26 protein-coding genes and 1 pseudogene are annotated in these 21,930 nt (G+C 72.4%); 18 read left to right on the top strand and 9 right to left on the bottom strand.

The genetic code is table 11. The features are described from left to right. The 9 genes and pseudogenes from DN069_RS34400 to ygfZ form a co-directional block, all read left to right on the top strand. Window positions 1-207, top strand: a pseudogene (locus DN069_RS34400) (hypothetical protein); the annotation flags it as partial. A gap of 136 nt (window positions 208-343) precedes the next feature. Beyond that, a complete protein-coding gene (locus DN069_RS34405; protein WP_111507172.1) occupies window positions 344-1,006 on the top strand; it encodes an LmeA family phospholipid-binding protein in 663 nt (220 codons plus the stop codon). A 186-nt stretch (window positions 1,007-1,192) separates the two neighbouring features. Continuing rightward, the gene (locus DN069_RS43005; RefSeq protein ID WP_369405619.1) at window positions 1,193-1,273 is read left to right on the top strand and encodes an Ms5788A family Cys-rich leader peptide; all 81 of its coding nucleotides are present in this window, start codon (window positions 1,193-1,195) and stop codon (window positions 1,271-1,273) included. 167 nt (window positions 1,274-1,440) lie between these two features. Further along, the gene (locus DN069_RS34410) at window positions 1,441-2,283 is read left to right on the top strand and encodes a sulfurtransferase (protein WP_111507173.1); all 843 of its coding nucleotides are present in this window, start codon (window positions 1,441-1,443) and stop codon (window positions 2,281-2,283) included. 35 nt (window positions 2,284-2,318) lie between these two features. Then, on the top strand, window positions 2,319-2,609 hold the full coding sequence (locus tag DN069_RS34415; RefSeq protein WP_042372358.1) for a DUF1416 domain-containing protein: 291 nt from the start codon (window positions 2,319-2,321) through the stop codon (window positions 2,607-2,609). Window positions 2,610-2,692: 83 nt separating this feature from the next. Further along, window positions 2,693-2,947, top strand: coding sequence for a DUF3099 domain-containing protein (locus tag DN069_RS34420; protein ID WP_111507174.1), 255 nt, complete (start codon window positions 2,693-2,695; stop codon window positions 2,945-2,947). A 212-nt stretch (window positions 2,948-3,159) separates the two neighbouring features. After that, window positions 3,160-3,762 (top strand): heme-binding beta-barrel domain-containing protein, encoded by a 603-nt coding sequence (locus tag DN069_RS34425; protein ID WP_111507175.1) that lies wholly within the window; start codon window positions 3,160-3,162, stop codon window positions 3,760-3,762. 105 nt (window positions 3,763-3,867) lie between these two features. Then, a complete protein-coding gene (locus DN069_RS34430) occupies window positions 3,868-4,335 on the top strand; it encodes a Fur family transcriptional regulator (protein WP_207892375.1) in 468 nt (155 codons plus the stop codon). Further along, window positions 4,332-5,336, top strand: coding sequence for a CAF17-like 4Fe-4S cluster assembly/insertion protein YgfZ (gene ygfZ, locus DN069_RS34435; protein ID WP_243640155.1), 1,005 nt, complete (start codon window positions 4,332-4,334; stop codon window positions 5,334-5,336). The genes DN069_RS34430 and ygfZ overlap by 4 nt, the downstream gene beginning before the upstream one ends. A gap of 27 nt (window positions 5,337-5,363) precedes the next feature. Here ygfZ and dtd read toward each other — a convergent pair whose 3' ends face one another. Next, complete coding sequence (gene dtd / locus DN069_RS34440; RefSeq protein WP_111507176.1) at window positions 5,364-5,789, bottom strand: D-aminoacyl-tRNA deacylase; 426 nt, start codon at window positions 5,787-5,789, stop codon at window positions 5,364-5,366. Between the two features lie 195 nt (window positions 5,790-5,984). Between dtd and DN069_RS34445 the strand changes: the two genes are divergently transcribed. Then, window positions 5,985-6,572 carry an RsiG family protein gene (locus DN069_RS34445; RefSeq protein WP_243640157.1) on the top strand — a complete coding sequence of 196 codons (588 nt, stop codon included), beginning with the start codon at window positions 5,985-5,987 and terminating at the stop codon, window positions 6,570-6,572. Window positions 6,573-6,619: 47 nt separating this feature from the next. Further along, window positions 6,620-7,594: an asparaginase gene (locus tag DN069_RS34450; RefSeq protein ID WP_111507178.1), complete on the top strand. Its 975-nt coding sequence runs from the start codon at window positions 6,620-6,622 to the stop codon at window positions 7,592-7,594. Between the two features lie 199 nt (window positions 7,595-7,793). On the opposite strand, the gene DN069_RS34455 is transcribed toward DN069_RS34450, so the two are convergent. Both DN069_RS34455 and mshA read right to left on the bottom strand, forming a co-directional pair. After that, window positions 7,794-8,309 (bottom strand): type III secretion system chaperone family protein, encoded by a 516-nt coding sequence (locus DN069_RS34455; protein WP_111507179.1) that lies wholly within the window; start codon window positions 8,307-8,309, stop codon window positions 7,794-7,796. A 10-nt stretch (window positions 8,310-8,319) separates the two neighbouring features. Further along, window positions 8,320-9,669 carry a D-inositol-3-phosphate glycosyltransferase gene (gene mshA, locus DN069_RS34460; protein ID WP_243640159.1) on the bottom strand — a complete coding sequence of 450 codons (1,350 nt, stop codon included), beginning with the start codon at window positions 9,667-9,669 and terminating at the stop codon, window positions 8,320-8,322. Between the two features lie 148 nt (window positions 9,670-9,817). Between mshA and DN069_RS34465 the strand changes: the two genes are divergently transcribed. Together DN069_RS34465 and DN069_RS34470 are read left to right on the top strand one after the other, a co-directional pair. Beyond that, window positions 9,818-10,639, top strand: a complete 822-nt coding sequence (locus tag DN069_RS34465) for a class I SAM-dependent methyltransferase (protein WP_111507181.1) — start codon at window positions 9,818-9,820, stop codon at window positions 10,637-10,639. Between the two features lie 110 nt (window positions 10,640-10,749). Further along, window positions 10,750-11,817, top strand: coding sequence for a C40 family peptidase (locus DN069_RS34470; RefSeq protein ID WP_111507182.1), 1,068 nt, complete (start codon window positions 10,750-10,752; stop codon window positions 11,815-11,817). Between the two features lie 65 nt (window positions 11,818-11,882). Here DN069_RS34470 and DN069_RS34475 read toward each other — a convergent pair whose 3' ends face one another. Further along, on the bottom strand, window positions 11,883-12,452 hold the full coding sequence (locus DN069_RS34475; RefSeq protein ID WP_111507183.1) for an O-acetyl-ADP-ribose deacetylase: 570 nt from the start codon (window positions 12,450-12,452) through the stop codon (window positions 11,883-11,885). Window positions 12,453-12,701: 249 nt separating this feature from the next. On the opposite strand from DN069_RS34475, the gene DN069_RS34480 reads away from it, so the two are divergent. Next, entirely contained in the window at window positions 12,702-14,165 is a 1,464-nt protein-coding gene (locus tag DN069_RS34480; RefSeq protein ID WP_111507184.1) for a PP2C family protein-serine/threonine phosphatase, read from the top strand. Window positions 14,166-14,205: 40 nt separating this feature from the next. On the opposite strand, the gene DN069_RS34485 is transcribed toward DN069_RS34480, so the two are convergent. The 4 genes from DN069_RS34485 to DN069_RS34500 all read right to left on the bottom strand — a co-directional run bounded on the left by DN069_RS34485 (window position 14,206) and on the right by DN069_RS34500 (window position 18,315). Further along, entirely contained in the window at window positions 14,206-14,553 is a 348-nt protein-coding gene (locus DN069_RS34485; RefSeq protein WP_111507185.1) for a DUF2516 family protein, read from the bottom strand. 134 nt (window positions 14,554-14,687) lie between these two features. After that, window positions 14,688-15,263 (bottom strand): hypothetical protein, encoded by a 576-nt coding sequence (locus tag DN069_RS34490; RefSeq protein WP_111507186.1) that lies wholly within the window; start codon window positions 15,261-15,263, stop codon window positions 14,688-14,690. Continuing rightward, window positions 15,250-15,684, bottom strand: a complete 435-nt coding sequence (locus DN069_RS34495) for a helix-turn-helix domain-containing protein (protein ID WP_111507187.1) — start codon at window positions 15,682-15,684, stop codon at window positions 15,250-15,252. The genes DN069_RS34490 and DN069_RS34495 overlap by 14 nt, the downstream gene beginning before the upstream one ends. Before the next feature lie 78 nt (window positions 15,685-15,762). Beyond that, window positions 15,763-18,315 (bottom strand): MDR family MFS transporter, encoded by a 2,553-nt coding sequence (locus tag DN069_RS34500; RefSeq protein WP_111507188.1) that lies wholly within the window; start codon window positions 18,313-18,315, stop codon window positions 15,763-15,765. Window positions 18,316-18,481: 166 nt separating this feature from the next. Between DN069_RS34500 and DN069_RS34505 the strand changes: the two genes are divergently transcribed. After that, window positions 18,482-19,273 carry a GNAT family N-acetyltransferase gene (locus DN069_RS34505; RefSeq protein ID WP_111507189.1) on the top strand — a complete coding sequence of 264 codons (792 nt, stop codon included), beginning with the start codon at window positions 18,482-18,484 and terminating at the stop codon, window positions 19,271-19,273. 85 nt (window positions 19,274-19,358) lie between these two features. Further along, window positions 19,359-20,483, top strand: a complete 1,125-nt coding sequence (locus DN069_RS34510) for a rhomboid family intramembrane serine protease (protein ID WP_111507195.1) — start codon at window positions 19,359-19,361, stop codon at window positions 20,481-20,483. Between the two features lie 84 nt (window positions 20,484-20,567). On the opposite strand, the gene DN069_RS34515 is transcribed toward DN069_RS34510, so the two are convergent. Further along, window positions 20,568-20,870: a hypothetical protein gene (locus DN069_RS34515; RefSeq protein WP_111507190.1), complete on the bottom strand. Its 303-nt coding sequence runs from the start codon at window positions 20,868-20,870 to the stop codon at window positions 20,568-20,570. A gap of 198 nt (window positions 20,871-21,068) precedes the next feature. Between DN069_RS34515 and DN069_RS34520 the strand changes: the two genes are divergently transcribed. Next, a complete protein-coding gene (locus DN069_RS34520) occupies window positions 21,069-21,494 on the top strand; it encodes a hypothetical protein (RefSeq protein ID WP_111507191.1) in 426 nt (141 codons plus the stop codon). Window positions 21,495-21,497: 3 nt separating this feature from the next. Continuing rightward, a partial coding sequence (locus DN069_RS34525; protein ID WP_111507192.1) for a thiol-disulfide oxidoreductase DCC family protein occupies window positions 21,498-21,930 on the top strand: 433 nt, incomplete at its 3' end.

Consider the following 21,930-nt stretch of genomic DNA (forward strand, 5'->3'; position numbering starts at 1 on the left):
CCCCAGCCCCGTCGCGGCGGCCTGGCCGCCGCGACGGGGCTGGGGCTGACGGAGGGCCTGCTGCTGGGGCTGGGCGCGGGCGTCTGCGCCCTCATCGGGCGGCGCGTCGCGGCGTACGACTTCCCGTCGCGCTTCGTGCACATGACCGCGGGTGTCGCGCTGCCGCTCGCGGTCGCCGCGCCGATGGTCTACCTCATCGCCCGCTAGCCGTGCGGGCGTGTGAACAGAACGTGTGAACCGGGGCGGGATCGCGGGACCGGGCAACCATCACGCCCGGTCCCGCGTCCCATCCAGGCATCCGAGAGAACAGAGCTGAGAAGCAACCGAAGGGATCCGACACCCGATGCGCAATCTGCGTCGCCTGCTCATCGTCCTGGTGCTGCTTTTCGGCATCTTCGTGGCCGCCGACCGCGTCGCCGTGCGCTTCGCGGAGGACCAGGCCGCGAGCAAGATCCAGTCCTCGCGCAACCTCGCGCAGAAGCCCGACGTCACCATCGAGGGCTTCCCGTTCCTGACCCAGCTCATCGGCTCCAAGCTGGACGAGATCAAGGTCCACGCCAATGACGTGAAGGACCCGAACAGCAAGGTGCAGCTGGCCTCGCTGGACGCCGACCTGACCGGGGTCAAGGTCTCCAGCGACTACTCCAGCGCCGTCGCCGACCAGGCGACGGGTACCGTCCTGATCACCTACGAGTCGCTCAACCAGGCGCTGCCGGCCGGCACGACCGTGGACTACGGCGGGACGCCCGGGAAGGTCAAGGTCGCCACAGAGCTCGGCGGCACGAAGGTCCACGGCACCGCCGACATCTCCGTCGTGGGCGGGAACAGCGTCGGGTTGAACAACCTGAAGACCGGGAACGCCCTCCTCGATCTGGGCGCCAGCATCTTCGCCCCGTCGGTGCCCGTGTCGGGCCTGCCGAGCGGGCTCAAACTGGACTCCGTCCAGGCGGGCCAGGACGGGGTGACCGTCACCGCCTCCGGCACCGGAGTGAGCCTGAACGGCTGATCCGTCCATCATCTGAGATGACCTGTCCACACCTGAGGCCCGGGGCGCTGCCCCGGGCCTCGGTCGTGCGCCGGACGCAGCCCGGCGACGCCTGCAAAGGCCGCCGCGTCTCTGAATGCGGACTGATCTGTCTCACCATTCAATACTTTGGTGACACCGCTCCACCGGTTCCCTAGCATCGTTCCCATGAAGCGACAGGCGGATCTCACGAAGCGACGGGCAGTAGACCTGTGTCGCGTCGCTGCCTGCCTCTGTCGAATGCGCTGATCGGGCGGATCCCGCCCACCTTTTCGCGCACCTCCGCGCCGTTCCGCACAGCCGAGCGGCGTTCCGACAAAACTCTTGCCGCACGTCCACGATCCGGACTCCCCTCCGGACCGCCTTTCCGCGTGCGGCGCCCCACCTTCCGCAACTGCCCCGGAGGAGTTTTTCCCATGAGCCGTAGTGACGTCCTGGTCAGCGCCGACTGGGTCCAGGACCACCTGGACGACCCGAAGGTCGTCGTGGTCGAGGTCGACGAGGACACCGCCGCCTACGACAAGAACCACATCCGCAACGCCGTGCGGATCGACTGGAAGAAGGACCTCCAGGACCCGGTCCGCCGCGACTTCGTGGACCAGGCCGGCTTCGAGGCCCTGCTCTCCGCCAAGGGCATCGCCAACGACGACACCGTCGTCCTGTACGGCGGCAACAACAACTGGTTCGCCTCCTACGCGTTCTGGTACTTCAAGCTCTACGGCCACGGCGACGTCAAGCTCCTCGACGGCGGCCGCAAGAAGTGGGAGCTCGACTCCCGCGAGCTGGTCGACGGCGCCAACGTCCCGAACCGTGCCGCCACCGCGTACAAGGCGCAGGCCCAGGACACCTCGATCCGTGCCTTCCGTGACGACGTCGTCGCCGCGATCGGCAGCAAGAACCTCGTCGACGTCCGTTCGCCCGACGAGTTCTCCGGCCGCCTGCTCGCGCCGGCGCACCTGCCGCAGGAGCAGTCGCAGCGTCCGGGCCACGTCCCGAGCGCGAAGAACATCCCGTGGTCCAAGAACGCCAACGACGACGGCACCTTCAAGTCGGACGACGAGCTGCGCGCCCTCTACGAGGCCGAGAACGTCGACCTGGCCAAGGACACCATCGCCTACTGCCGTATCGGCGAGCGCTCCGCGCTCACCTGGTTCGTGCTGCACCAGCTGCTCGGCCAGACCAACGTCAAGAACTACGACGGCTCGTGGACCGAGTACGGCAGCCTCGTCGGCGTGCCGATCGAGCTCGGCTCCAACTGAGCAGGCCAGGCCAAGGAAGCAAGGAGAGCAAGGACATGTGTGGAGCCAAGGCCGGAGGCCCCGAGCTGGCAGGAGTGGACGTGGCCAACGAGACGATCATCCAGGGTTCGGTGACCCGCGACGGAGAGCCGGTCAACGGCTACGTCCGGCTGCTGGACGCCAGCGGTGAGTTCACCGCCGAGGTCCCGACCTCGGCGACGGGCCAGTTCCGCTTCTTCGCCGCCCCGGGCAGCTGGACGCTGCGCGCCCTCGTCCCGGGCGCCACCGTCGACCGTGCGGTCGTGGCCCAGCAGGGCCAGTTCACCGAGGTCGCGATCACCGTCTGACGCGGTACCTAAGAGCCCCCTCCCGGCCAGGCCGGGAGGGGGCTCGCGCGTTCCAGCGGCGCGACAGCGGGAACACTGGAGGTATGCAGTCGCGACGACGGCACTGGTACTACGCCCTGATGGGGACCTGTGTGGTCCTGATCCTGCTGGCGTGGAACGTGGTGCGCCTGTGGTCGGTCCCGGCAGCCGTCGTGATGAGCCTGGTGGCCATGGTCATCCCACCGGTCGCCGCCATCGTCGCCAACCGGCGCGGTCCCGACGACGTGTGGTGGGACGACCCGTCCGTGAGCCGGCGCGTTCCCGGCCCGCGGCGACCGCGCCAGCCGCGGTCCCACTGAGCGGTCCACCGTCTCTCGTATGGCGGGCCTCACCGTGAGCGCGGGGGAGCGGGCCACTAGACTGCCGCGCAGGAATGCTTTCCCCACTGGTGAGGACGCGCAATGTCTGCCCTTGAGATCTTCTTCGACACCCTCCTCGGCGTCATCGCGGTCGCCATCGTGTGGTTCGCCTACTACTCCGTCACCAAGCTCTACCAGGGTCAGCGCTGAACATGATCGAGATCCCCTCCGGCCTGCACAAGGACGTCGTCTCCCTGGCCTTCCTCCTCGGTACGTGGGAGGGCGCGGGCGTGTTCGAGCCGCTTCCCCATCAGGCGAGTCCTGGTGAGGAGAAGTGCAACTTCGGCCAGGAGATCATCTTCCGGCACGACGGCCGCCCGTTCCTCGAGTTCCGCTCCCGCACCTGGGTCCTGGACGAGCAGGGCGAGAAGGTCCGCCCGCTGGAGAACGAGCACGGCTACTGGCGGGTGACCGGCAACGCGCACGGCACCTCCGGCGTCCGTGAGATCGAGTTCTCCTCCGTCCGCGACGACGGCACCGTCGAGATCTGGTACGGCGAGCTGGCCGACGGCAAGCCGCAGATCGACATCGCCACCGACGCGGTCGCCCGGATCGAGGGCGCGCCCGCGTACACCGGAGGCAAGCGCCTGTACGGCTACGTCAACGAGGACCTGATGTGGGTCGGCGAGAAGGCCGCGCCCGAGGTCCCGCTGCGCCCCTACATGTCCGCGCAGCTGAAGAAGGTGCTCAGCCCCGCCAAGCTGATCGAGGACATCAACGACCTCCCGGACGACGGCATCGCCTTCTTCCGCTGAGTCTCCCTCGCCGAGTCACCAGGCCAGATGGTCGAAGTCCCGTACCCCCCTAGACTCGGGGTACGGGACTTTCGCGTACGCGGAGCAGACAGGGGCTTGTGACTCGTGAGCAGCGGCATCGACTGGCAGACGGACCTGCGCCGGCGCGGCTACCGGCTCACCCCGCAGCGGCAGCTCGTGCTGCAGGCCGTCGACGACCTGCACCACGCGACCCCGGACGAGGTCCTCACCGCGGTGCGCCGCACGGCCGCCGGCGTGAACATCTCCACGGTCTACCGCACCCTGGACCTGCTGGAGGAGCTGGGCCTGGTCAGCCACGCCCACCTCGGCCACGGCGCGCCCACCTACCACCTGGCCAGCCGCGACCAGCACATGCACCTGGTCTGCCGGGACTGCGACCAGGTGACCGAGACCGATGTGGCGCTGGCCGAGCCGTTCGTGGAATCCCTGCGGCGCGCGCATGGTTTCGAGACTGACATGAAGCACTTCGCCATCTTCGGCCGCTGCGCGTCCTGCACGGCGAAGGCCGAGGCCGCGCACACCGAAGACGACGCCCAGGAGAACGACGCGTGAGCACCGAGACCAGTCAGACCACCGGGTCCGGCTACCGCAGCCCGCTGCTGGACCGCCTGCCCGGCGCGGTCCCGGCCGACGGCGTGGACGCCGGCGTCGCCGCGCACTACGGGGACCTCTTCCGCGAGCAGCGCGCGCTGGCCTCCGGCCACGGCTTCGTCGACCTCTCCCACCGCGGCGTGGTGACCGTCTCCGGTCCGGAGCGCCTCAGCTGGCTGCACCTGCTGCTGACCCAGCATGTCAGCGAGCTGCCGGCGGGCCGCGCGACCGAGGCGCTGATCCTCTCGCCGCACGGCCACATCGAGCACGCCCTCTACCTGGTCGACGACGGCGCCACGGTGTGGATCCACGTCGAGCCGGGGACGACGGGCGAGCTGGTGGCCTACCTGCAGAAGATGAAGTTCTTCGCCCAGGTCGAGATCGCCGACGCGACCGCGGACTACGCCGTGGTCTTCGCGGCCGGCACGTCCGGTCCCGAGGTGCCCGAGGCCGCGGCGGTGCGTCAGCTCCCCTACGGGCGCGACCTGCTCGTCGCCCGCGCGGCCCTCGCCGACGCCGTGGTGGGTCTCGGCCCGGAGGCGGGCCTGTGGGCCTACGAGGCGCTGCGCGTCGAGGGCCACCGCCCGCGCCTGGGCTTCGAGACCGACCACCGCACCATCCCGCACGAGCTGGGCTGGCTGGAGACCGCCGTCCACCTGCAGAAGGGCTGCTACCGCGGCCAGGAGACGGTCGCCCGGGTCCACAACCTCGGCCGCCCGCCGCGTCGCCTGGTCTTCCTGCACCTCGACGGCAGCGAGGAGTCCCTCCCGGCGCACGGCGACCCGGTGCGCCTCGCCGCCGACGGCCCGGAGGGCCGCCCGGTCGGCTTCGTCACGACGGCGGTCCGGCACCACGAGCTGGGCCCGATCGCGTTGGCCCTGGTCAAGCGGAACACCGCGCCCGACGCCACGCTGCTGGCCGGCCGGGTCGCGGCGTCGCAGGAGCTGATCGTCGAGGCGTGACGGCGGCTTCCGCCAGAAGTCCGGCAGCTAGAAGTCCAGCAGCACGGTGAACGGGCCGTCGTTCGTCAGCGAGACCTTCATGTCCGCGCCGAACCGGCCCGTCGCCACCGTCGCGCCCAGGGACCGCAGTTGGGCGACGACCTCGTCGACCAGCGGCTCGGCCACCGGGCCGGGCGCGGCCGCGTTCCAGGTGGGGCGGCGGCCCTTGCGGGCGTCGCCGTAGAGGGTGAACTGGCTGATCACCAGCAGCGGGGCGTTCAGGTCCGAGCAGGACTTCTCGCCCTCCAGGATGCGCAGCGACCAGAGCTTGCGCGCCATCAGCGCGGCCTGCTCCGGGGTGTCCTCGTGGGTCACGCCCACCAGGACGCACAGGCCCGGCCCCAGGATGGAGCCGACGACCTCGGCGTCGACGGTCACACTTGCCTCGGTCACCCGCTGAGCCACTGCACGCATACCCCCATTCTCCGGCACGCCCGCAGAGCGCCGTTCCGGGGGGCGTGCGACATGTGTCCGCGCGCCCCGGCCTCGGCGTCACGGGTGCCGTGCGCTGGGGATATGCGGCGGTCGTATTTATCACCGTGATTCGCCACGGGCCCGATCGGGTGCAGGCGTCGACGAACCTACGACCGACGGTGGCACGATGCACCCGTGGGACACCAAGACGACCTCGCCTCCCCTCCCGCGCCGGGGCCCTCCGCCGCCGGCCCCTTCCCGCCCGGCCGCGCCGGGGCGGGTTCCGCCGGGAGAGGTCTGGCCACGACGGGCATGGACGAGCTGCGGACCCTGCGGCGGGAGGCCCAGCAGGAGGAGGCCGACCTGTCCTACCTGCGCCGGCTGCTGCAGGGACGCGTCGACATCCTGCGCGCCGAACTGCACCGGCGCAGCGCACTGACGGGGGAGTCCGCCGACACCCTCCTGGAGCACCTGCCGGAGATCCTCGCCGACATCCCCTCCCAGGTCCGCCACTCGGCCCGGCACCTGACCGTCTCCACGCCGAGCAGCCGCCAGTACCGGGCGCTGGCCGACGAACTGATGGCCGACGCCCGCCTTGCCGACCTCGCCGAGCAGAGCGACGAGCAGCTGATCGCGGCGTGCCGCCGGCTCACCGCGCACGAGCGCGGCATCTCCCGGCAGCGTCACCGGCTGCAGCGGACGGTGGACGAGTGCAGCGCCGAGATCGCACGCAGGTACCGTGAAGGGGAAGCACGCGTCGACGACCTGCTCTCCGGTGGGTGATTCCTTCCTGGGGGCGGGCTCCCAGGAAGGCACCAAGGCACACCCTCATGTCTGCACCCTCTGCTCCCTCCTCCGTTGACCTGCCGATCCTGGCCGAGGTGGTCCGTTCCGGCTTCGTCGAGGGCCACCACCGGGGTTCGCTGGTGATCCTCGCCGCCGACGGCGGTGTCGACTACGCCCTCGGCACCCCCGAGCTCCCCGTCTTCCCGCGCTCCAGCAACAAGCCGATGCAGGCCACCGCCGTGCTGCGGACCGGCCTGGACATCGACGGCGAGTTCCTCGCCCTCGCGGCGGCCAGCCACTCCGCAGAAACGTTTCATGTGGACGCCGTCCGGAAGATCCTCGCCTCGGCCGGCCTCGACGAGTCCGCGCTGCAGACGCCTCCCTCCCTCTCCCTGGACGAGGAGGAGGCCGAGGCCTGGATACGCGCCGGCGGGCAGCGCGAGCGCATCCTGATGGACTGCTCCGGCAAGCACGCGGCGATGCTCGCCGCGTGCGTCCGCAACGGCTGGGACACCGCGAGCTACCTCGCCGAGGACCACCCCGTGCAGGTGGAGGCTCGCGCCGCGCTGGAGGAGCTGAGCGGCGAGCGCGTCGCCGCCGTCGGCGTCGACGGCTGCGGCGCGCCGCTGATGGCCGTCAGCCTCGTCGCGCTGGCGCGCGCCTTCCGCGCCCACGTCGTCGCGGACCCCGGCACCCCCCAGCGCCGCGTCGCCGACGCGATGCGCGCCCACCCCGAGTACGTCGCCGGCACCCGCCGCATCGACACCTGGCTGATGCGCGCGGTCCCTGGCGCGATGGCCAAGATGGGCGCGGAGTCCGTCCAGGCCGTCGCCCTCCCGGACGGCCGCGCGCTCGCCTTCAAGATCGACGACGGCGCGAAGCGGGCCCTCGGCCCGGTCCTGGCCGCGGCCCTCCGCCGCATGGGGGTTACCACCCCGGACGACACCCTCACCCGCATCGCGGCTGCGCCGCTCCTCGGCGGCGGCACCCCGGTCGGCGAGATCCGCGCGGCGTTCTAGCTGCGCCTTTCGCTCCAGTGGGTCGTTGCACTCACCTCGGGGGCGCGGGGAACTGCGCGAGAACCGACCGCAGGCGGATGGCCCTGTTCGCTCGGGATCTCAAGGCCGTGGGTGGCTTGTCGCGCAGTTCCCCGCGCCCCCGAGGTGAGTGCAACGACCTGCGGGAGTATCGGTGACCGCTCGCGCGCCCCCTTGGTGGTTACTCGTCTGCCCCGGTGATCCGGCCGAAGGCTTCCAGGTTGCGGGTGGATTCGCCGCGCTTGACGCGCCATTCCCACTCGCGGCGGATCGCCGACGCGAAGCCCAGTTCCAGGAGCTGGTTGAACGGCTCGTCCGCGTTCTCCAGGACCGTGCCCAGCAGGCGGTCGATCTCGTCCGGCGTCACCGCGGAAAGCGGCAAGCGGCCGACCAGGTAGACATCCCCGAGCCGGTCCAGCGCATAGCTCAGCCCGTAGATGCGGGTATTCCGCTCCAGCATCCAGCGGTAGAACTCCTCGAAGTTCTCGTCCGGCCGGCGCACCACGAACGCGTTCAGCGAGAGCGTCTGCTCGCCGACGCGCAGCGAGCACGTCGTCGACAGCTTCCGCGTGCCGGGAAGCTGCGCGACGAACGTCCACGGGTCGCTGGACGGCTGGTCCCAGGCGATGCCCGAGTCGTCCAGCGCCGCGCGCAGCACCTCGGCGACGGCCTCGCGGTGGCTGATCTCTTCACCCATGCTCGGCACGTTACCGTGCCGTAGCGGTTGCCATCCCGCGGGCCTGCGCGGCGCGCGTGCGGGCGATGGAGTCGGCGTACAGCTCCGCTGTCCTGCGGGCGGCGGCGTCCCAGCCGAACGCGCGCGCGTGGCGGGCCGCGGCAGCGCCCATGCGGGCGCCCAGCTCGGGGTGGTCGACGAAGCGGCGCAGGGTGCGCGCCCAGGCGCGGGGATCGTGGCCGCGGACCAGGAAGCCGGTCTCGCCGTCGCGGACCGCGACGGGCAGGCCGCCGACCGCCGCCGCGACGACCGGCGTGCCGCAGGCCTGCGCCTCCAGGGCCACCAGGCCGAAGGACTCGCTGTAGGAGGGCATCACCAGCGCGGTCGCCGCGCGGTACCAGTCGGCGAGCTCGGCCTGGCCGACCGGCGGCTGGAAGCGGATGACGTCGCAGACGCCCAGCTGGGCGGCGAGCTTCTGCAGGGCCTCGGGCTTGGCCAGGCCGCTGCCGCTGGGGCCGCCGACGATGGGGACGACGATGCGGTCGCGCAGTTCGGGGGACTCGTCCAGCAGTTGCGCGACCGCGCGGACGAGCACGTCGGGGGCCTTGAGCGGCTGTATTCGCCCGGCGAAGAGCAGCACCACGGCGTCCTGCGGCAGGCCGAGCCGGGCCCGGATGGCCCGCACCCGAGCCGCCTCCGCGGCGGGATTGCCGAGCGCGTCCCCGACGGGGCCGGTGGGCGTGGCCGTCGCGGGACGGAAGACCTCCAGGTTCACACCCGGGTGGACGACGGAGAGCTGGCCGGCGTGGGCGCCGTAGTGCTCCGCGAGCTGCTGCGCCTCCTCGTCGGTGTTGGCGATCAGCCGGTCCGCGGCGGCGACGACCTGCGACTCGCCGATCACGCGGGCGGCCGGCTCGGGGGTGTCGCCGGCGGCGAGGGAGGCGTTCTTGACCTTGGCCATGGTGTGCATGGTGTGCACCAGCGGCACGCCCCAGCGGTCCGCGGCCAGCCAGCCGACCTGGCCGGAGAGCCAGTAATGGGAGTGCACCACGTCGTAGTGGCCGGGCCGGTGCCCGGCCTCGGTGCGCAGCACACCGTGGGTGAAGGCGCAGAGCTGCGCCGGCAGGTCTTCCTTGATCAGCCCCTCGTACGGGCCGGCTGTGACGTGTCTCACCAGCACGCCCGGCGCCAGCTCGACTAGCGGCGGCAGCGCGGAGGCGGTGGACCGGGTGAAGATCTCCACCTCGGTGCCGAGCTCCGCGAGCCGCTTGGACAGCTCGACGATGTAGACGTTCATGCCCCCCGCGTCGCCGGTTCCCGGCTGGTGGAGGGGGGAGGTGTGCACGCTCAGCATGGCGACTCGGGCGGGCTGATGGGTCACCGCTCGTCCTCTTTCCGGTCCTGGGCCTGCTCGTCCTTCAACACTGGTGCAACCGGACTGTCGGCCCAGCGATTCCCGCCCGCCTCCACGGTACCGGGGTGCTCACCCGGGGTGCTGGCGGGGCGGTCGCCCGGATACGCTGCGTGACATGAGTGCGGCGGCGGGCGCGAGGGGGGCGAGGACCGGGAAACCGGTCGGCGCGATCACCCGGGGCACCACCAATCCGAACCGGCTGCGCCGCCAGGACCGCTGGATCGCGCATGCGCTCGTGCCCGCACTCCGGCACGCCGAGGCCGCGCCCGTCGTCGTGGACCTCGGCTACGGCGCCGCACCCTGGACGGCCGTCGAACTGTTCGACCGCCTGCGGGCGGTGCGCGCGGACGTGCGGATGGTCGGCATCGAGATCGAGCCGGACCGTGTCGCGGCCGCGCAGCGGGTGGCCCGCCCGCCGGAGCTGACCTTCCGCCGCGGCGGCTTCGAGGTGCCGCTGGACGGGAACCGGCGGCCGCTGCTGATCCGCGCCGCGAACGTGCTGCGCCAGTACGACGAGGACGAGGTCACCGCGGCGTGGGCACGTCTCTGTGCGCGGCTGGCCCCCGACGGGCTGCTGGTCGAGGGCACCTGCGACGAGATCGGCCGTAAGCAGGCGTGGGTCGCCCTCGGCCCCGAGGGCCCGCGGACGCTCACCCTCTCCGCGCACCTTGCCTCGCTCGAACGCCCCTCGGACCTGGCGGAACGGCTGCCGAAGGCGCTGATCCACCGCAACGTCCCGGGCGAGCCGGTGCACGCCTTCCTCCGCGACCTCGACCGGGCCTGGGCCGCGGCGGCGCCCTACGCGGATTTCGGCGTCCGGCAGCGTTGGCTCGCCATGGTCCGTGCCGTCGCCGACTCCTGGCCGCTGACCGACACCCAGGCCCGGCACCGTCTCGGCGAACTCACGCTCCGCTGGGAGGCCGTCGCCCCGGGCTGAGCCTTTTTGTCGGGTTTTATCGGCACTCCCGCGCCCCTGGCGAGTTGCCACGTCCCGTGGCACCATCCCAGCAACCTGTCTGACACACCGTCAGAAAATGAGGAGCCGCCGTGTCACGCTCTCGTCGCTGGGACTTCGCCCTCCTCGCCGGTGCCGCCGCGCTCGTGGTGACGTCCGTCGTCGCCCCGCCGGCCCAGGCTGCACCGCAGGCCGCGCCCCGGGCGCTGCCCGAGGGCGGCGCGGAGAGCCTCGCCGCGCTGCAGGCGGAGATCGCGTCCCTGTACCAGCAGGCCGAGACGGCCACCGCGGCCTACGACGCGGCCACCCAGGCCGTCACCCAGCAGCAGACCCAGATCCTCGCGCTGGCCCGCGCGATCGTCGACGAGCAGTCGCAGGTGGACCAGCTCACCTCCCTGGTCGGGCAGATCGCCGCCGGGCAGTACAACGGCGACGCGCTCGACGGCAATCAGACGCTGCAGCTCCTGCTGGCCCAGGACCCGCAGACCTATCTCTCCCAACTGCCCCTCGCCTCACAGGCGATGAGCGACGCGGCGAACACCCTGCAGCAGCTGCAGGCGGCCAAGGCCGCGCTCGCCGCCTATGGCGACCAGGCCACCGGAGCCTGGGAGGCGCTGGCCAAGGACCAGTCCGCCGCGGCCGGCGCCGTCGCGGACATCCAGCAGCGCCTCGCCCGGGCCAAGGCGTTGCTTGCCGCCCTGCCCGCGCCCCAACTCGCCGCGCTGCAGCAGCTGCAGGCGCAGACCGCGTACGCCGCCCAGATGGCGTGGCGCGGCTCGCTCCCGCCCGGCGAACTGGCCCGGCGGGCGACCGGCGCCGCGCAGGCGGCGATCGGGTACGCCGTGGCTCAGATCGGCAAGCCGTATCTGTGGGGCGCCACCGGGCCGGAGAGCTTCGACTGCTCGGGCCTGACCATGCGGGCCTGGCAGGCCGCGGGCGTCGACATCCCCCGGACCTCGCAGGACCAGTGGGCCCAGCTGCGGCACGTGTCCGTCTCCGACCTGCGGCCCGGTGATCTCATCGTCTACTTCCGTGGCGCGACGCACGTCGCGCTCTATGTCGGCGACGGCGCGATCATCCAGGCCCCGCACCCCGGTGGCGTGGTGGAGCTGGCCGCCGCCGGCTCGATGCCCATTCTGGGCGTACTCAGACCCGACTGAAAAGATCGCAAAGCGTACGTTCACTCGAACGAGTTATCGAATAACCGTGGTGGATTGACGGTCCCTCAGTCCACCATGGGTCCGTGCGACAACTCCTGCAACACCCGCTCGAAGACGCCGTAGGCGTCCGCGCCGAACAGCACGAAACGCGCCTCGTCGATCGCCTCGTCGAGGCCGCCCGTCCGTCCCATTTCCATGACCTCCGCGAGCGCGATCCGCGCCGCACTCTCCATCGGCCAGCCGTAGACGCCGGTCGAGACCGCCGGCAGCGCCACGCTGCGCGCGCCCAGTTCCGTCGCGATCCGCAGCGACTCCCGATAGCACGACGCCAGCAGCTCCGTCCGCCGGGCAAGCTCCGCCCCCTCGCGCGGGTCCGGGTGCACCGGCCCGACGGTGTGGATCACCCAGCGGGCGGGCAGCCGGCCCGCCGTCGTGGCCACCGCCTGCCCGGTCGGCAGCCCCTTGCCGTAGTGCGCGGCGCGCAGCGCCCGGCACTCCGCGAGGATCTCCGGTCCGCCCGCGCGGTGGATCGCGCCGTCCACCCCTCCGCCGCCCAGCAGCGAGGAGTTCGCGGCGTTGACGATCGCGTCCACCTGCTGCTCGGTGATGTCACCCTGAGTCAGCGTGATCTCCATCACGGGCTCCCTTCCGCCTCTCGCACCGTACCGATGCGCGGCGTCGTCGCGCATCCGCGACACCGACCAAGCGGGGTACGGGATCTGGGGCCCCTCGGCGGTATCGGTAGGGTCACCCGGGTGCCACGTGGATGGGGAGGCTTCGTGGAGCTCGCGTACCCGTCGCGCGAAGGCGCGCAGATCATGGTGTTGGGTGGGCACTGCGCAGGCCGCCCAGCCGTTACCGACTCGGAGAGAGGGAGGTAGCCGATGTCAGCCCAAGCCGGTGCTGCTTCCAGCGCAGCAGGTCAGCAGCGCCCCGCAGGTGCGCCGATACCGCGCCCGCGTCTCTCCCACGCCGCCTCCGGGCCCTCCGTCGCGGCCACCGAGGCCGCCCGTTCCGCCGAGGCCCCTGCCGCCGAAGCCCGTGCCCAGGCCGAGCGTGCCGAGGCCACCCGCGCCGCGTCCCGGGTCGAGGCGCTGCGCGCCGGCGCCGCCCGGGCCGCCCGGGTCGGGTCGGCGTCCGCCCACCCCGCCAACCTGGCCGCCGGTCCGCGGCCGTCCGGCGCCACGCCGCCGCTCTCGGTGCTGCTGATCGAGGCCGACGACGCCGGTGCGGAGTCGGTCCGCAACCTGCTGGCCGAGCTCGGCTCCGAGGTCGCCTTCCGCTGGGCGCGCAGCCTCGCCGAGGCGCTGCCGCTGCTGGGACACGACACCGCCTGCGTCCTGCTCGACCTGGAGCTGCCCGACTCCAGTGGCCTGGAGGACATCCGCGCGCTGCTGCGCCGTGCCCCGCACACCGCAGTCCTCGCCGTCACCGGCACGGTCGACGTCCAGCTCGGCGCCGCCGCGGTCGCCGCCGGCGCGCAGGACTTCCTGGTCAAGCAGGAGATGGACGGCCGGCTGCTGACCCGGGCCGTGCGCTACGCCGTCGAGCGCAAGCGCGCCGACGAGTCCCAGCGCCGCCTGGTCGAGGCGGAGCTGCGCGGGCAGGAGAACGCGCGCCTGCAGCGCCACCTGCTGCCGACACCGCTGCTCGACGGTTCGGGGCTCACCTTCCAGGCCCGCTACCGGCCCGGCCGCCGCCGCGCGCTGCTCGGCGGGGATTTCTACGACGCCGTCCGCACCGCCGACGGCACGGTCCACGTCGTCATAGGCGACGTCTGCGGCCACGGCCCGGACGAGGCCGCGCTCGGCGTCGCGCTGCGCATCGCCTGGCGCACCCTGGTCTTCGCCGGCCTCACCGGCGAGGCGCTGCTCGCCACGCTGCAGCGCGTGCTGGAGCACGAGCGGCGCAGCGAGGAGATCTTCGCGACGCTGTGCATGCTGGCCATCCGCCCCGAGGCGGACGTGGCCGAGCTGCATCTGGCCGGCCATCCGGCCCCGCTGCTGCTGCTCGAGCAGGGAGCGCCGGTGCTGCTGCCGTTCGACGAGGCCGGGCCCGCGCTGGGCCTGCTCGCCGACGGCCTCGCCCACTGGCCGCCCGCCGAGGTCCGGCTGGGCGAGGAGTGGGCGCTGATGCTCTACACCGACGGCCTGATCGAGGGCCGGATAGGCGCCGGCACCCGGCGCCTGGGCCAGGAGGGGCTGATCGACATGATCGGCGACCACCACCAGCAGGGCGGCCTGCGCGACGCACGGCTGATCGACACCGCCATGTCCGAGGTCGAGGACCTCAACGGCGGCGCGCTCGCCGACGACGTCGCGGTGCTGCTGCTGACCAAGGCCCGCTAGACCGCCTGCGGGCCGGCCCCCGCTGTCGGCGCGGCGTCGGTCACCAGGGCCCGTAGGGCCCCATGTGGTCGTGCTTCTTCTGGCCCTTGCGCGGCGTGACCCGCTTGATCGCGGGCCGCACGTCCACCATGTAGACGATCGAGGCGACCAGGCCGAGCAGCCCGAGGAAGAGCCCCATGCCGGGGACGAAGCTGACGGCCGCGCCGACGGCCAGGATGATCAGCCAGAACGGCTTGGTCTGCTTGTCGGCGGCGCGGTAGGCGTCCTCGCGGCGGAAGGCCGCGTCGATCAGCGTGTAGACCTTGAACGCCAACAGCGCCAGCATCACCCAGCCCAGGAGCGTGCCGAACGCGTCCGTGAGCGTCCCGGAGACGGCCAGGTGGTTCATCGTCACTCCTCGTTGCGCGTGCATCCCGGTGACGGGCTCATCGTGCCATGAGAACGGCTGGGGCACACGAGACGTGCCCCAGCCGTTCGTCGTTTCCGCGTTCGGCGTACGCCGAAGGCCGGAGCGTCCGGGTGTCAGCCGGTCGTGCGCGGCTTGCGGGCCGTGGTCTTCCGGGCCGGCTTGGCGTCGGCCTTCGCGTCCGCGTCCGCCTTGGGGGCTTCCGCCTTCGGCCCGGCGTCCTCGGCCGTCTCGGCCGCGAACACGTCCGCCTTGGCGACGGGCGCGGCGGGCGCCTCGATAGCCGGCTCCGCGTCGACCGGCGCCTCGGCGCCGGTGAACTGACGGTCCACGACGGCCTTGCCGCGCACGGCCAGCTCGTCGTAGGCCTCGCGCGCCTTCACCGCGAGCTCGGCCGCGCGGCCGACGCTCTGCAGGGCCAGGTCCTGGGCCTTCTCCTGCAGCGACTTCAGGTCGGTCGGCAGCGTCTGCACGGCCTCGGTGACCTTGGCCTGCGCCTCGGTCAGCCGGGTCTGGGCCTCGCCGAGCTTGGCGGTGGCCAGGTCCTGCGCGGCCTTGCGGTCCGCGGCGAGCGCGGCGGCGCGCTCCGGCACGGTCTTCAGCTTCTCCACGGCCAGGTCGCCGGCGCCGGCGAGCGCGTAGAGAGGAGTGGGGTCGGACAGGGTCTTGCGGAGGTCCTCAGCGATCGCCATCGGAAATCCTCCCCTTCTGTGCGTTCTCAATGAGGGTCTGCGGCTCGGCCTGTCCGGCGTCCGGTGCCTGGTGGTGGACGCCGTTCTCCTTGAGGAAGGAGTCGTACACGGCGAGCAGCACCTGCTTCTGCTGCTCGTTGATCAGGGGGTCGGCGAGGATCGCCGTCCGCAGCCCGAGCCCGTGCTCCTCCCGCTCCTCCAGGATCCCCGCCTGCACGTAGAGCGTCTCCGCGGAGATCCGCAGTGCCTTGGCGATCTGCTGCAGGATCTCCGCGCTGGGCTTCCGCAGCCCGCGCTCGATCTGACTCAGATACGGATTCGACACCCCTGCGGCATCCGCGAGCTGACGCAGCGAATACTGCGCATGCCGCCGCTGCTCCCGGATGTACTCGCCGAGCGACCCGACGTTCAGTGAGGCCATGCCCCTATGCTGCCCCGCCCTGCTTGCAATTGCAAGCAGGGCGCTAACTCCTGCTCGCGCGTGTCGCCGCGCCGGAGGTCAGCGGGAGAGGGCGCGGTCCTCGGGGCGGGAGGTGAGGAGGAGGCCGGCGGTGAGGGCGGCCAGGAGGGCGAGGGCGGCGGCCGACCAGAGGGTGGTGGTGTAGGTGTGGAGGAGGGCGAGGCGGAACTCGCTGAGTCCGAGAGGGGTGGCCGAGGAGCGGGGCAGGCCGGTGAGGAAGAGCACGGAGCCGGCGCCCGCGCCGAGTTGGAGGGCGGCGCTGACGGTGGCCGAGGCCGCGCCCGTGCGTGAGGGGGCGAGGCCGGAGGTCGCCGCGGCGAAGAGCGGCATGAGGGCCACGCCCGCGCCCAGGCCTGCGATGACCAGGCCGGGCAGGACCTCGGTCGCGTAGTTGCCGGAGAGGGAGACGTCCGTGAGCAGGGCCAGGCCGAGGGCCGTCGTGACCAGGCCGGCCGCGACCAGGATCCGGGCCGGGACGCGGCCCGCGAGACGGGCGGAGATCAGGGTCGCGCCGAGGAGGAGCGCGAGGGCCATCGGCAGGAAGTCCTGCCCGACCCCGGCGGGGGAACGGCCGAGGACCATCTGCCCGACCAGCGTCAGCGCGGTGAGCATGGCGAAGACGCCCGCGCCGGTCAGCACCATGCCGATGGCGGAGCCGAGACGGTTGCGGTTGGTGGCGACACCGGCCGGCGACGCCGGCTCGCTCCGGGACTGCCACCACAGGAAGGCGAGGAACACGGGCGTGCCCACCACCAGCAGGATCAGCGTCCGGAGGTCACTCCAGCCGTTCGACCCGGCCCGGATCAGGCCGAAGGTCACCGCGACCATGCCGCACGTGCCGAGCAGCACGCCGATCACGTCGAAGCGGGCGGCGGCCGCGCGCGGCGCGTCGTGCAGCAGGGCCAGCGCGCCGACCAGGGCGACCAGCGCGAGGGGGACGTCGGCGAAGAACGCCACGCGCCAGCTCAGGGTTTGGGCGATCCAGCCGCCCACGAACATGCCCAGGAGAGAACCGCCCCCGGCGACCGAGGCGTACAGGCCGAAGGCGGTGCGACGCTCCTTCGGGTCGGTGAAGTTCGCGGCCACCAGCGCGAAGGCGGCCACGGTCACCAGCGCGCCCGACGCGCCCTGCAGGCCCCGGGCCAGCATCAGCAGCGTGGAGTCCGGCGCCGATCCGCCGAGCACGGAGGCCGCGGCGAAGACGGCCAGGCCGCCGACCATCGTGGCCTTGCGCCCGATCAGGTCCGCGGTGTGGCCGCCCAGCACGACCAGCGCGACGAAGGCGAGGGTGTAGCTGTTGACCAGCGTCGACCGGTCGGCACTGGAGAGGTGCAGGCTCATCTGGATCGACGGCAGGGCGATGTTGAAGGTGCCCGCCTGGAGGCCCACCAGCAACTGGGCCAGCACGACGGCGACCAGGCCGAGCCACCGCCCGCGGTGCGCCGGTGGTGAGTCCTGGACGGCGGGGGCGGGCAGGGGCGAGGCGGCCCAGAGACCCGGTTGGGGTCCCGGCGGCGGCCCCGGGTACGGGCCTGGCGCCGGCACCGCCGGCGGTCCGAAACCGGGTGGCGGTGTCACGCTCGGGCCCGCCGCTCCCGGCGCGCCGGCTCCCGCCGGTGCGGCCGGCGGGTAGGCCGGAGCCGGATAGGAGGCGACGGCCGGGGCCGGCTGGGCCACCGGCGCCTGTGTGGGAGCCGGCACGTAGTCCAGCAGTTCGGCGGCGTGCCGCCCGAGTTGGGCGAGCACCGGGCTGGGCAGCCACTCCGCGGCCCGGTCGGTCGTCGTCTGCTCGACGACCTGCTGCAGGGTGGGCCGCTCGCCCGGGGTCTTGTGCAGGCACGCCCCGACGAGCTCCGCGAACGGCTCCGGGACGCCCGTCAGGTCCGCCTCCTCCTCCGCGATGCGGAACAGGTGCGCGTTCAGTCCGGTCTCGCCCGCGCCGAACAGCAGCCGCCCGGTGGACGCGTAGACCAGCACCGCGCCCAGGCAGAACACGTCGCTGGCGGAGGTGAGTTCGAGGCCGCGGACCTGCTCGGGCGACATGAAGCCGGGGGAGCCGATCAGCATGCCGGTGTGGGTGTGCAGGCTGTCGCCGAGGAGCCCGTCCATGGCGCGGGCGATGCCGAAGTCGATGACCCGCGGGCCGTCGACGGTCACCAACACGTTGGAGGGCTTCAGATCACGGTGGATCAACCCCGCGCCGTGGACCGCCTGCAGGGCGAGGGCGAGCCGGTTGGCGAGGATGCGGACCGAGTCCTCGGGCAGTGGCCCGAAGTCCTTGGCGACGACGGTCTGCAGGTCCGGCCCGGGGATGTACTGGGTGGCCACCCAGGGGACGTCCGCCTCGGGGTCCGCGTCCAGCACGGCCGCCGTCCAACTGCCGCCCACCAGCCGGGCGGCGGCGACCTCCCGGGCGAAGCGCCGGCGGAACTCGGGGTGTCCGGCGTACTCGGCCTGGACGACCTTGACGGCCACCGTCCGTCCCTGCTCGGAGCGACCCAGGTACACCAGGCCCATGCCCCCGGCACCGAGGCGGGCGATCAGGCGGTAGGGGCCGATGAAGCGCGGGTCCTTGCCCGTCAACTGGTCCACGCGAGCACGATAGTTCACAGTGCACTGTCCGTTGGGGCAGTTGTCCGAGCCGGGACGGGGCCGTGCCCGACCGGTACCGCGACCTGCGGGCGCTGCCACTTTCGAGTGAGACTGCGTCGGCAAAAACGTTTGCCCAGTTCAGCGGAGGTATGTTCGTCTTGAACTCATGGACGACGACTTGACGCTTGCGCTTTTCGACCGGCAGATGCGGCGGGAGGCGCGCCCCGAGCACGCGCCCGCCCGGGTGGAACAGGCCGGGGGCGTGGTGCGCCAGGTCGCGCCCGGGGAGATGTGGAACGGCGTGCTCTGGTCCGCACTGGACGAGCAGAACGCGGACGCCGCGATCGCGCGGCAGGTGGTGGAGTACGGCGCGCGGCCGGACGTGGAGAGCTTCGAATGGAAGCTGTACAGCCACGACCGTCCGGCCGACCTCGGGGCCCGGCTGGCGGCGGCCGGGTTCGAGGTCGGCGAGTCCGAGGCGCTGATGGTCGCCGAGGCCGAGGCGATCGCCGGGATCACGGCGCCGCTGCCGGACGGCCTGGAGCTGCTGCCGGTCACCGACGCCGCCGGCGCGGAGCTGCTGGCCGCGGTGCACGATGCGGCGTTCACGGTCGGCACCGGGGCGCGGGTCAAGGCGCGGCTGCTCGCACAGCTGGAGGCCGCGCCGCAGAACGTGCTGGCCCTCCTCGTCATGGCCGGGGACCGGCCGGTCTGCGCCGCGCGGATGGACTTCGCCGAGGGGACGGACTTCGCCGGGCTGTGGGGCGGCGGCACCGTCGCCGAGTGGCGCGGCCGCGGGATCTACCGTGCGCTGATCGCCCACCGGGCGCGGGTGGCGGTCGAGCGCGGCTACCGCTACCTCTTCGTCGACGCCTCCGACCAGAGCCGCCCGATCCTGGCCCGGCTCGGCTTCGCCCAGCTCGCGACGACCACGCCGTACGAGTACCAGCTGCGCTGACGGTCGCTGCTTTCGCGCGGGGAACGGCTTCGCTACCCTCCACAGCGATCGTCCGGAACCGCACCGAGTGGAGCAGCCCGCCGCCATGGAGCACCAGGAGAACGCGCCCTCCACCGTCGAGGAGGGCCAGACAGCGGCCGCCTCGGCCCCGCCTGGCTCGGCCCAAACCGTTCCAGCCGAGACCGTTCCAGCCCAGACCGTCCCGGCCCAGGCGGTCCCGGACGGACAGCCGCCCCGGGCCGAGGGGGCCGACGCGCCGCCGACCGCCCCGTCGGCGCCGAGCGCCCCGCCGGCGCCGAGCGCTCCGCCGGCGGCCACCTGCTACCGCCACGACGACCGCGAGTGCTACATCCGGTGCACCCGCTGCGAGCGGTACATCTGCCCGGACTGCATGCGGGCCGCCTCCGTCGGCTTCCACTGCCCGGAGTGTCTCCGGGACGGCGTGAAGTCGCAGCGCAAGGCGCGCACGGTCTTCGGAGGGCGGATCGCCGGCGGTCCGCCGGTGGTCACGCTCACGCTGATCCTGCTCAACGTGCTGGCCTTCGCGGCCGAGCTGCGGGACAACGCGCTGATCGACCGCTTCGCCATGGTGGGCCGCGGCCTGACCGACTCGAACGGCGGCAGCTACAACTGGCCGGGCGGGGTGCCGATCGGCTACCACGCCGTGGGCGTCGCCCACGGCGAGTGGTACCGGATGCTGACCTCCGCGTTCCTGCACCTGCTGCCCTCGGCGGGCGTCCTCGGGATCACGCACATCGTGTTCAACATGATGTGGCTGTGGCAGCTGGGCCCGGTGATCGAGGCTCAGCTCGGACGGGTCCGCTACGTCGCGCTCTACCTGGTCGCGGCGGTCGGCAGCTCCACCGCGGTCTACGTGCTGGCGCCCGACGGGTACGCGATCGGCGCCTCCGGCGCGATCTTCGGTCTGGTGGGTGGCTACTGGGTGATGAGCCGTCGGCTGCGCAACGATCCGCTGGGCGGCAACGGGCTGCTGATCATGTTCGTGATCTGGATGGTCGTCTCCGCGGGCTTCGACTCCTGGCAGGGCCACCTCGGCGGCCTGCTGGCCGGCCTGGCGGTCGGCGCGGGCTTCGCCTTCGCGCCGCGCGGCAAGGGACGGCCGTGGGTGCAGGCGGGAGCGGTGCTGCTGGTCTGCGCCGTGCTGGTGGGCCTCGTGCTGTGGGAGACGAGCCGGATCGGCGTGATCTGACGGCGCCGCGGCTGGGGTGAGCCGGCAAGCAAGGAGGGGCCGAGTGGCGGTTGCCACCCGGTCCCTCACTTTTTCGTCACGCGGTCAGCCGTGGTGCCCGCCCCCGCCACCGAAGTCGCCGCCACCGGACCAGGAACCACCGTCGTGGTGCCCGCCATGGTGTCCGCCACCGCCGAAGTCGCCTCCGCCGTGGTGATGGTGGTGCCCGTGGCCGTGGTGGTGGCCGTGTTGGTCGTTCAGACCGGCGTCGGCCCACAGCATCTGGCTTGCGCCCGAGTCGTAGGGGGAGTCCGGCCCGCGTCGTACCGCCGACCGCCGGGTCCGCGCCTGGCCCAGACGCACCAGCGCGGCCACGGCCACCACCACGATCAACAACCCGATCAGCATCTTCTGCTCCCCCCGTGTTCCTGTTCCGTCTCCGGTCGTGAGTGCACTGTTCCCCGTTCGTGGACGGCAGACAACACAGTTGACCGAGATCTGAGCTTCGCCGCCGCGGACACTCTTGAACGCGTTCAAAAAGATGCTACAGTCCTTCTCGAGCAGTGAATTTGAACGTGTTCAAGAATCCTCGGAGGGGTGTGGCGCATGAACACCACTGTGGTCACCTACGTCGTCTATCTGGCGTTGAGCCTCGGGCTCACCGTCTGGGTGGGCCGGACGCTGAGCCGGGCGGGGCGGGTCTTCCTCGCGGATGTGTTCCACGGGAACGAGAAGCTCAGCGACGCTGTCAACCACCTGCTGGTGGTCGGCTTCTATCTGGTCAACCTGGGCTTCGTCGCGCTCTGGCTGCGCGTCGGGGACAACGACGTGCAGGACGTGCCGGGGATCTTCCGCGCCCTGTCCTACAAGGTCGGCACCGTCCTGCTCGTGCTCGGCGTGATGCACCTGGTCAACGTCTACGTGCTCAACCGCTTCCGGACGGGCGCGCGGCTGCGCGCCGAGCAGCGGCCGCCGACCCCGCCGACCGGCTGGACGGTCCCGCCCATGCCGCCCGTCGCACCGCAGGTCTGAGCGATGAGCGCGCGCCTCACGGCGGCGGACGGGCCGGGCCCGGACCGGGGGGCCGGCGACGCCCCGGTCCGGCGGCTGACCGTCCTGTCCGACCCCCACTGCCCCCTCTGCCGGCACCTGCGCGGCTGGCTGGAGCGGCAACGGCAGCTCGTCCCGCTGGAGTTCGTCGACGTGGACTCCCCGGCGGCGCGCTCGCGGTTCCCGCTGCTGGACCACCGACGGGCGCAGGCCGAGATCACCGTGATCGGCGACGGCGGGCAGGTCTACGAGGGCCCCGCCGCGTGGATCGCCTGTCTCTGGGCGCTGGACGCGTACCGCGCGACGGCGCATCGATTGAGCACGCCGACCGGAGCGCCGCTGGCGCGGGCGGCGGTGCTGGCGGCGGCCAAGGGACGGGGAGCCCTGAGCCGCCGCCGTGGGGGAGGGGGGAGAAGGG

This window comes from Streptacidiphilus pinicola, assembly GCF_003258295.1.
Classification (GTDB): Bacteria; Actinomycetota; Actinomycetes; order Streptomycetales; family Streptomycetaceae; genus Streptacidiphilus; species Streptacidiphilus pinicola.

What these genes read in the sequence shown, in the direction of transcription:
- DN069_RS34405 (WP_111507172.1), top strand. Translation starts at nt 344, where the DNA reads ATGCGCAATCTGCGTCGCCTGCTCATCGTCCTGGTGCTGCTTTTCGGC.
- DN069_RS43005 (WP_369405619.1), top strand. Translation starts at nt 1,193, where the DNA reads ATGAAGCGACAGGCGGATCTCACGAAGCGACGGGCAGTAGACCTGTGT.
- DN069_RS34410 (WP_111507173.1), top strand. Translation starts at nt 1,441, where the DNA reads ATGAGCCGTAGTGACGTCCTGGTCAGCGCCGACTGGGTCCAGGACCAC.
- DN069_RS34415 (WP_042372358.1), top strand. Translation starts at nt 2,319, where the DNA reads ATGTGTGGAGCCAAGGCCGGAGGCCCCGAGCTGGCAGGAGTGGACGTG.
- DN069_RS34420 (WP_111507174.1), top strand. Translation starts at nt 2,693, where the DNA reads ATGCAGTCGCGACGACGGCACTGGTACTACGCCCTGATGGGGACCTGT.
- DN069_RS34425 (WP_111507175.1), top strand. Translation starts at nt 3,160, where the DNA reads ATGATCGAGATCCCCTCCGGCCTGCACAAGGACGTCGTCTCCCTGGCC.
- dtd (WP_111507176.1), bottom strand. Translation starts at nt 5,789, where the DNA reads ATGCGTGCAGTGGCTCAGCGGGTGACCGAGGCAAGTGTGACCGTCGAC.
- DN069_RS34450 (WP_111507178.1), top strand. Translation starts at nt 6,620, where the DNA reads ATGTCTGCACCCTCTGCTCCCTCCTCCGTTGACCTGCCGATCCTGGCC.
- DN069_RS34455 (WP_111507179.1), bottom strand. Translation starts at nt 8,309, where the DNA reads ATGGGTGAAGAGATCAGCCACCGCGAGGCCGTCGCCGAGGTGCTGCGC.
- DN069_RS34465 (WP_111507181.1), top strand. Translation starts at nt 9,818, where the DNA reads ATGAGTGCGGCGGCGGGCGCGAGGGGGGCGAGGACCGGGAAACCGGTC.
- DN069_RS34475 (WP_111507183.1), bottom strand. Translation starts at nt 12,452, where the DNA reads ATGGAGATCACGCTGACTCAGGGTGACATCACCGAGCAGCAGGTGGAC.
- DN069_RS34480 (WP_111507184.1), top strand. Translation starts at nt 12,702, where the DNA reads ATGTCAGCCCAAGCCGGTGCTGCTTCCAGCGCAGCAGGTCAGCAGCGC.
- DN069_RS34485 (WP_111507185.1), bottom strand. Translation starts at nt 14,553, where the DNA reads ATGAACCACCTGGCCGTCTCCGGGACGCTCACGGACGCGTTCGGCACG.
- DN069_RS34490 (WP_111507186.1), bottom strand. Translation starts at nt 15,263, where the DNA reads ATGGCGATCGCTGAGGACCTCCGCAAGACCCTGTCCGACCCCACTCCT.
- DN069_RS34495 (WP_111507187.1), bottom strand. Translation starts at nt 15,684, where the DNA reads ATGGCCTCACTGAACGTCGGGTCGCTCGGCGAGTACATCCGGGAGCAG.
- DN069_RS34505 (WP_111507189.1), top strand. Translation starts at nt 18,482, where the DNA reads ATGGACGACGACTTGACGCTTGCGCTTTTCGACCGGCAGATGCGGCGG.
- DN069_RS34510 (WP_111507195.1), top strand. Translation starts at nt 19,359, where the DNA reads ATGGAGCACCAGGAGAACGCGCCCTCCACCGTCGAGGAGGGCCAGACA.
- DN069_RS34515 (WP_111507190.1), bottom strand. Translation starts at nt 20,870, where the DNA reads ATGCTGATCGGGTTGTTGATCGTGGTGGTGGCCGTGGCCGCGCTGGTG.
- DN069_RS34520 (WP_111507191.1), top strand. Translation starts at nt 21,069, where the DNA reads ATGAACACCACTGTGGTCACCTACGTCGTCTATCTGGCGTTGAGCCTC.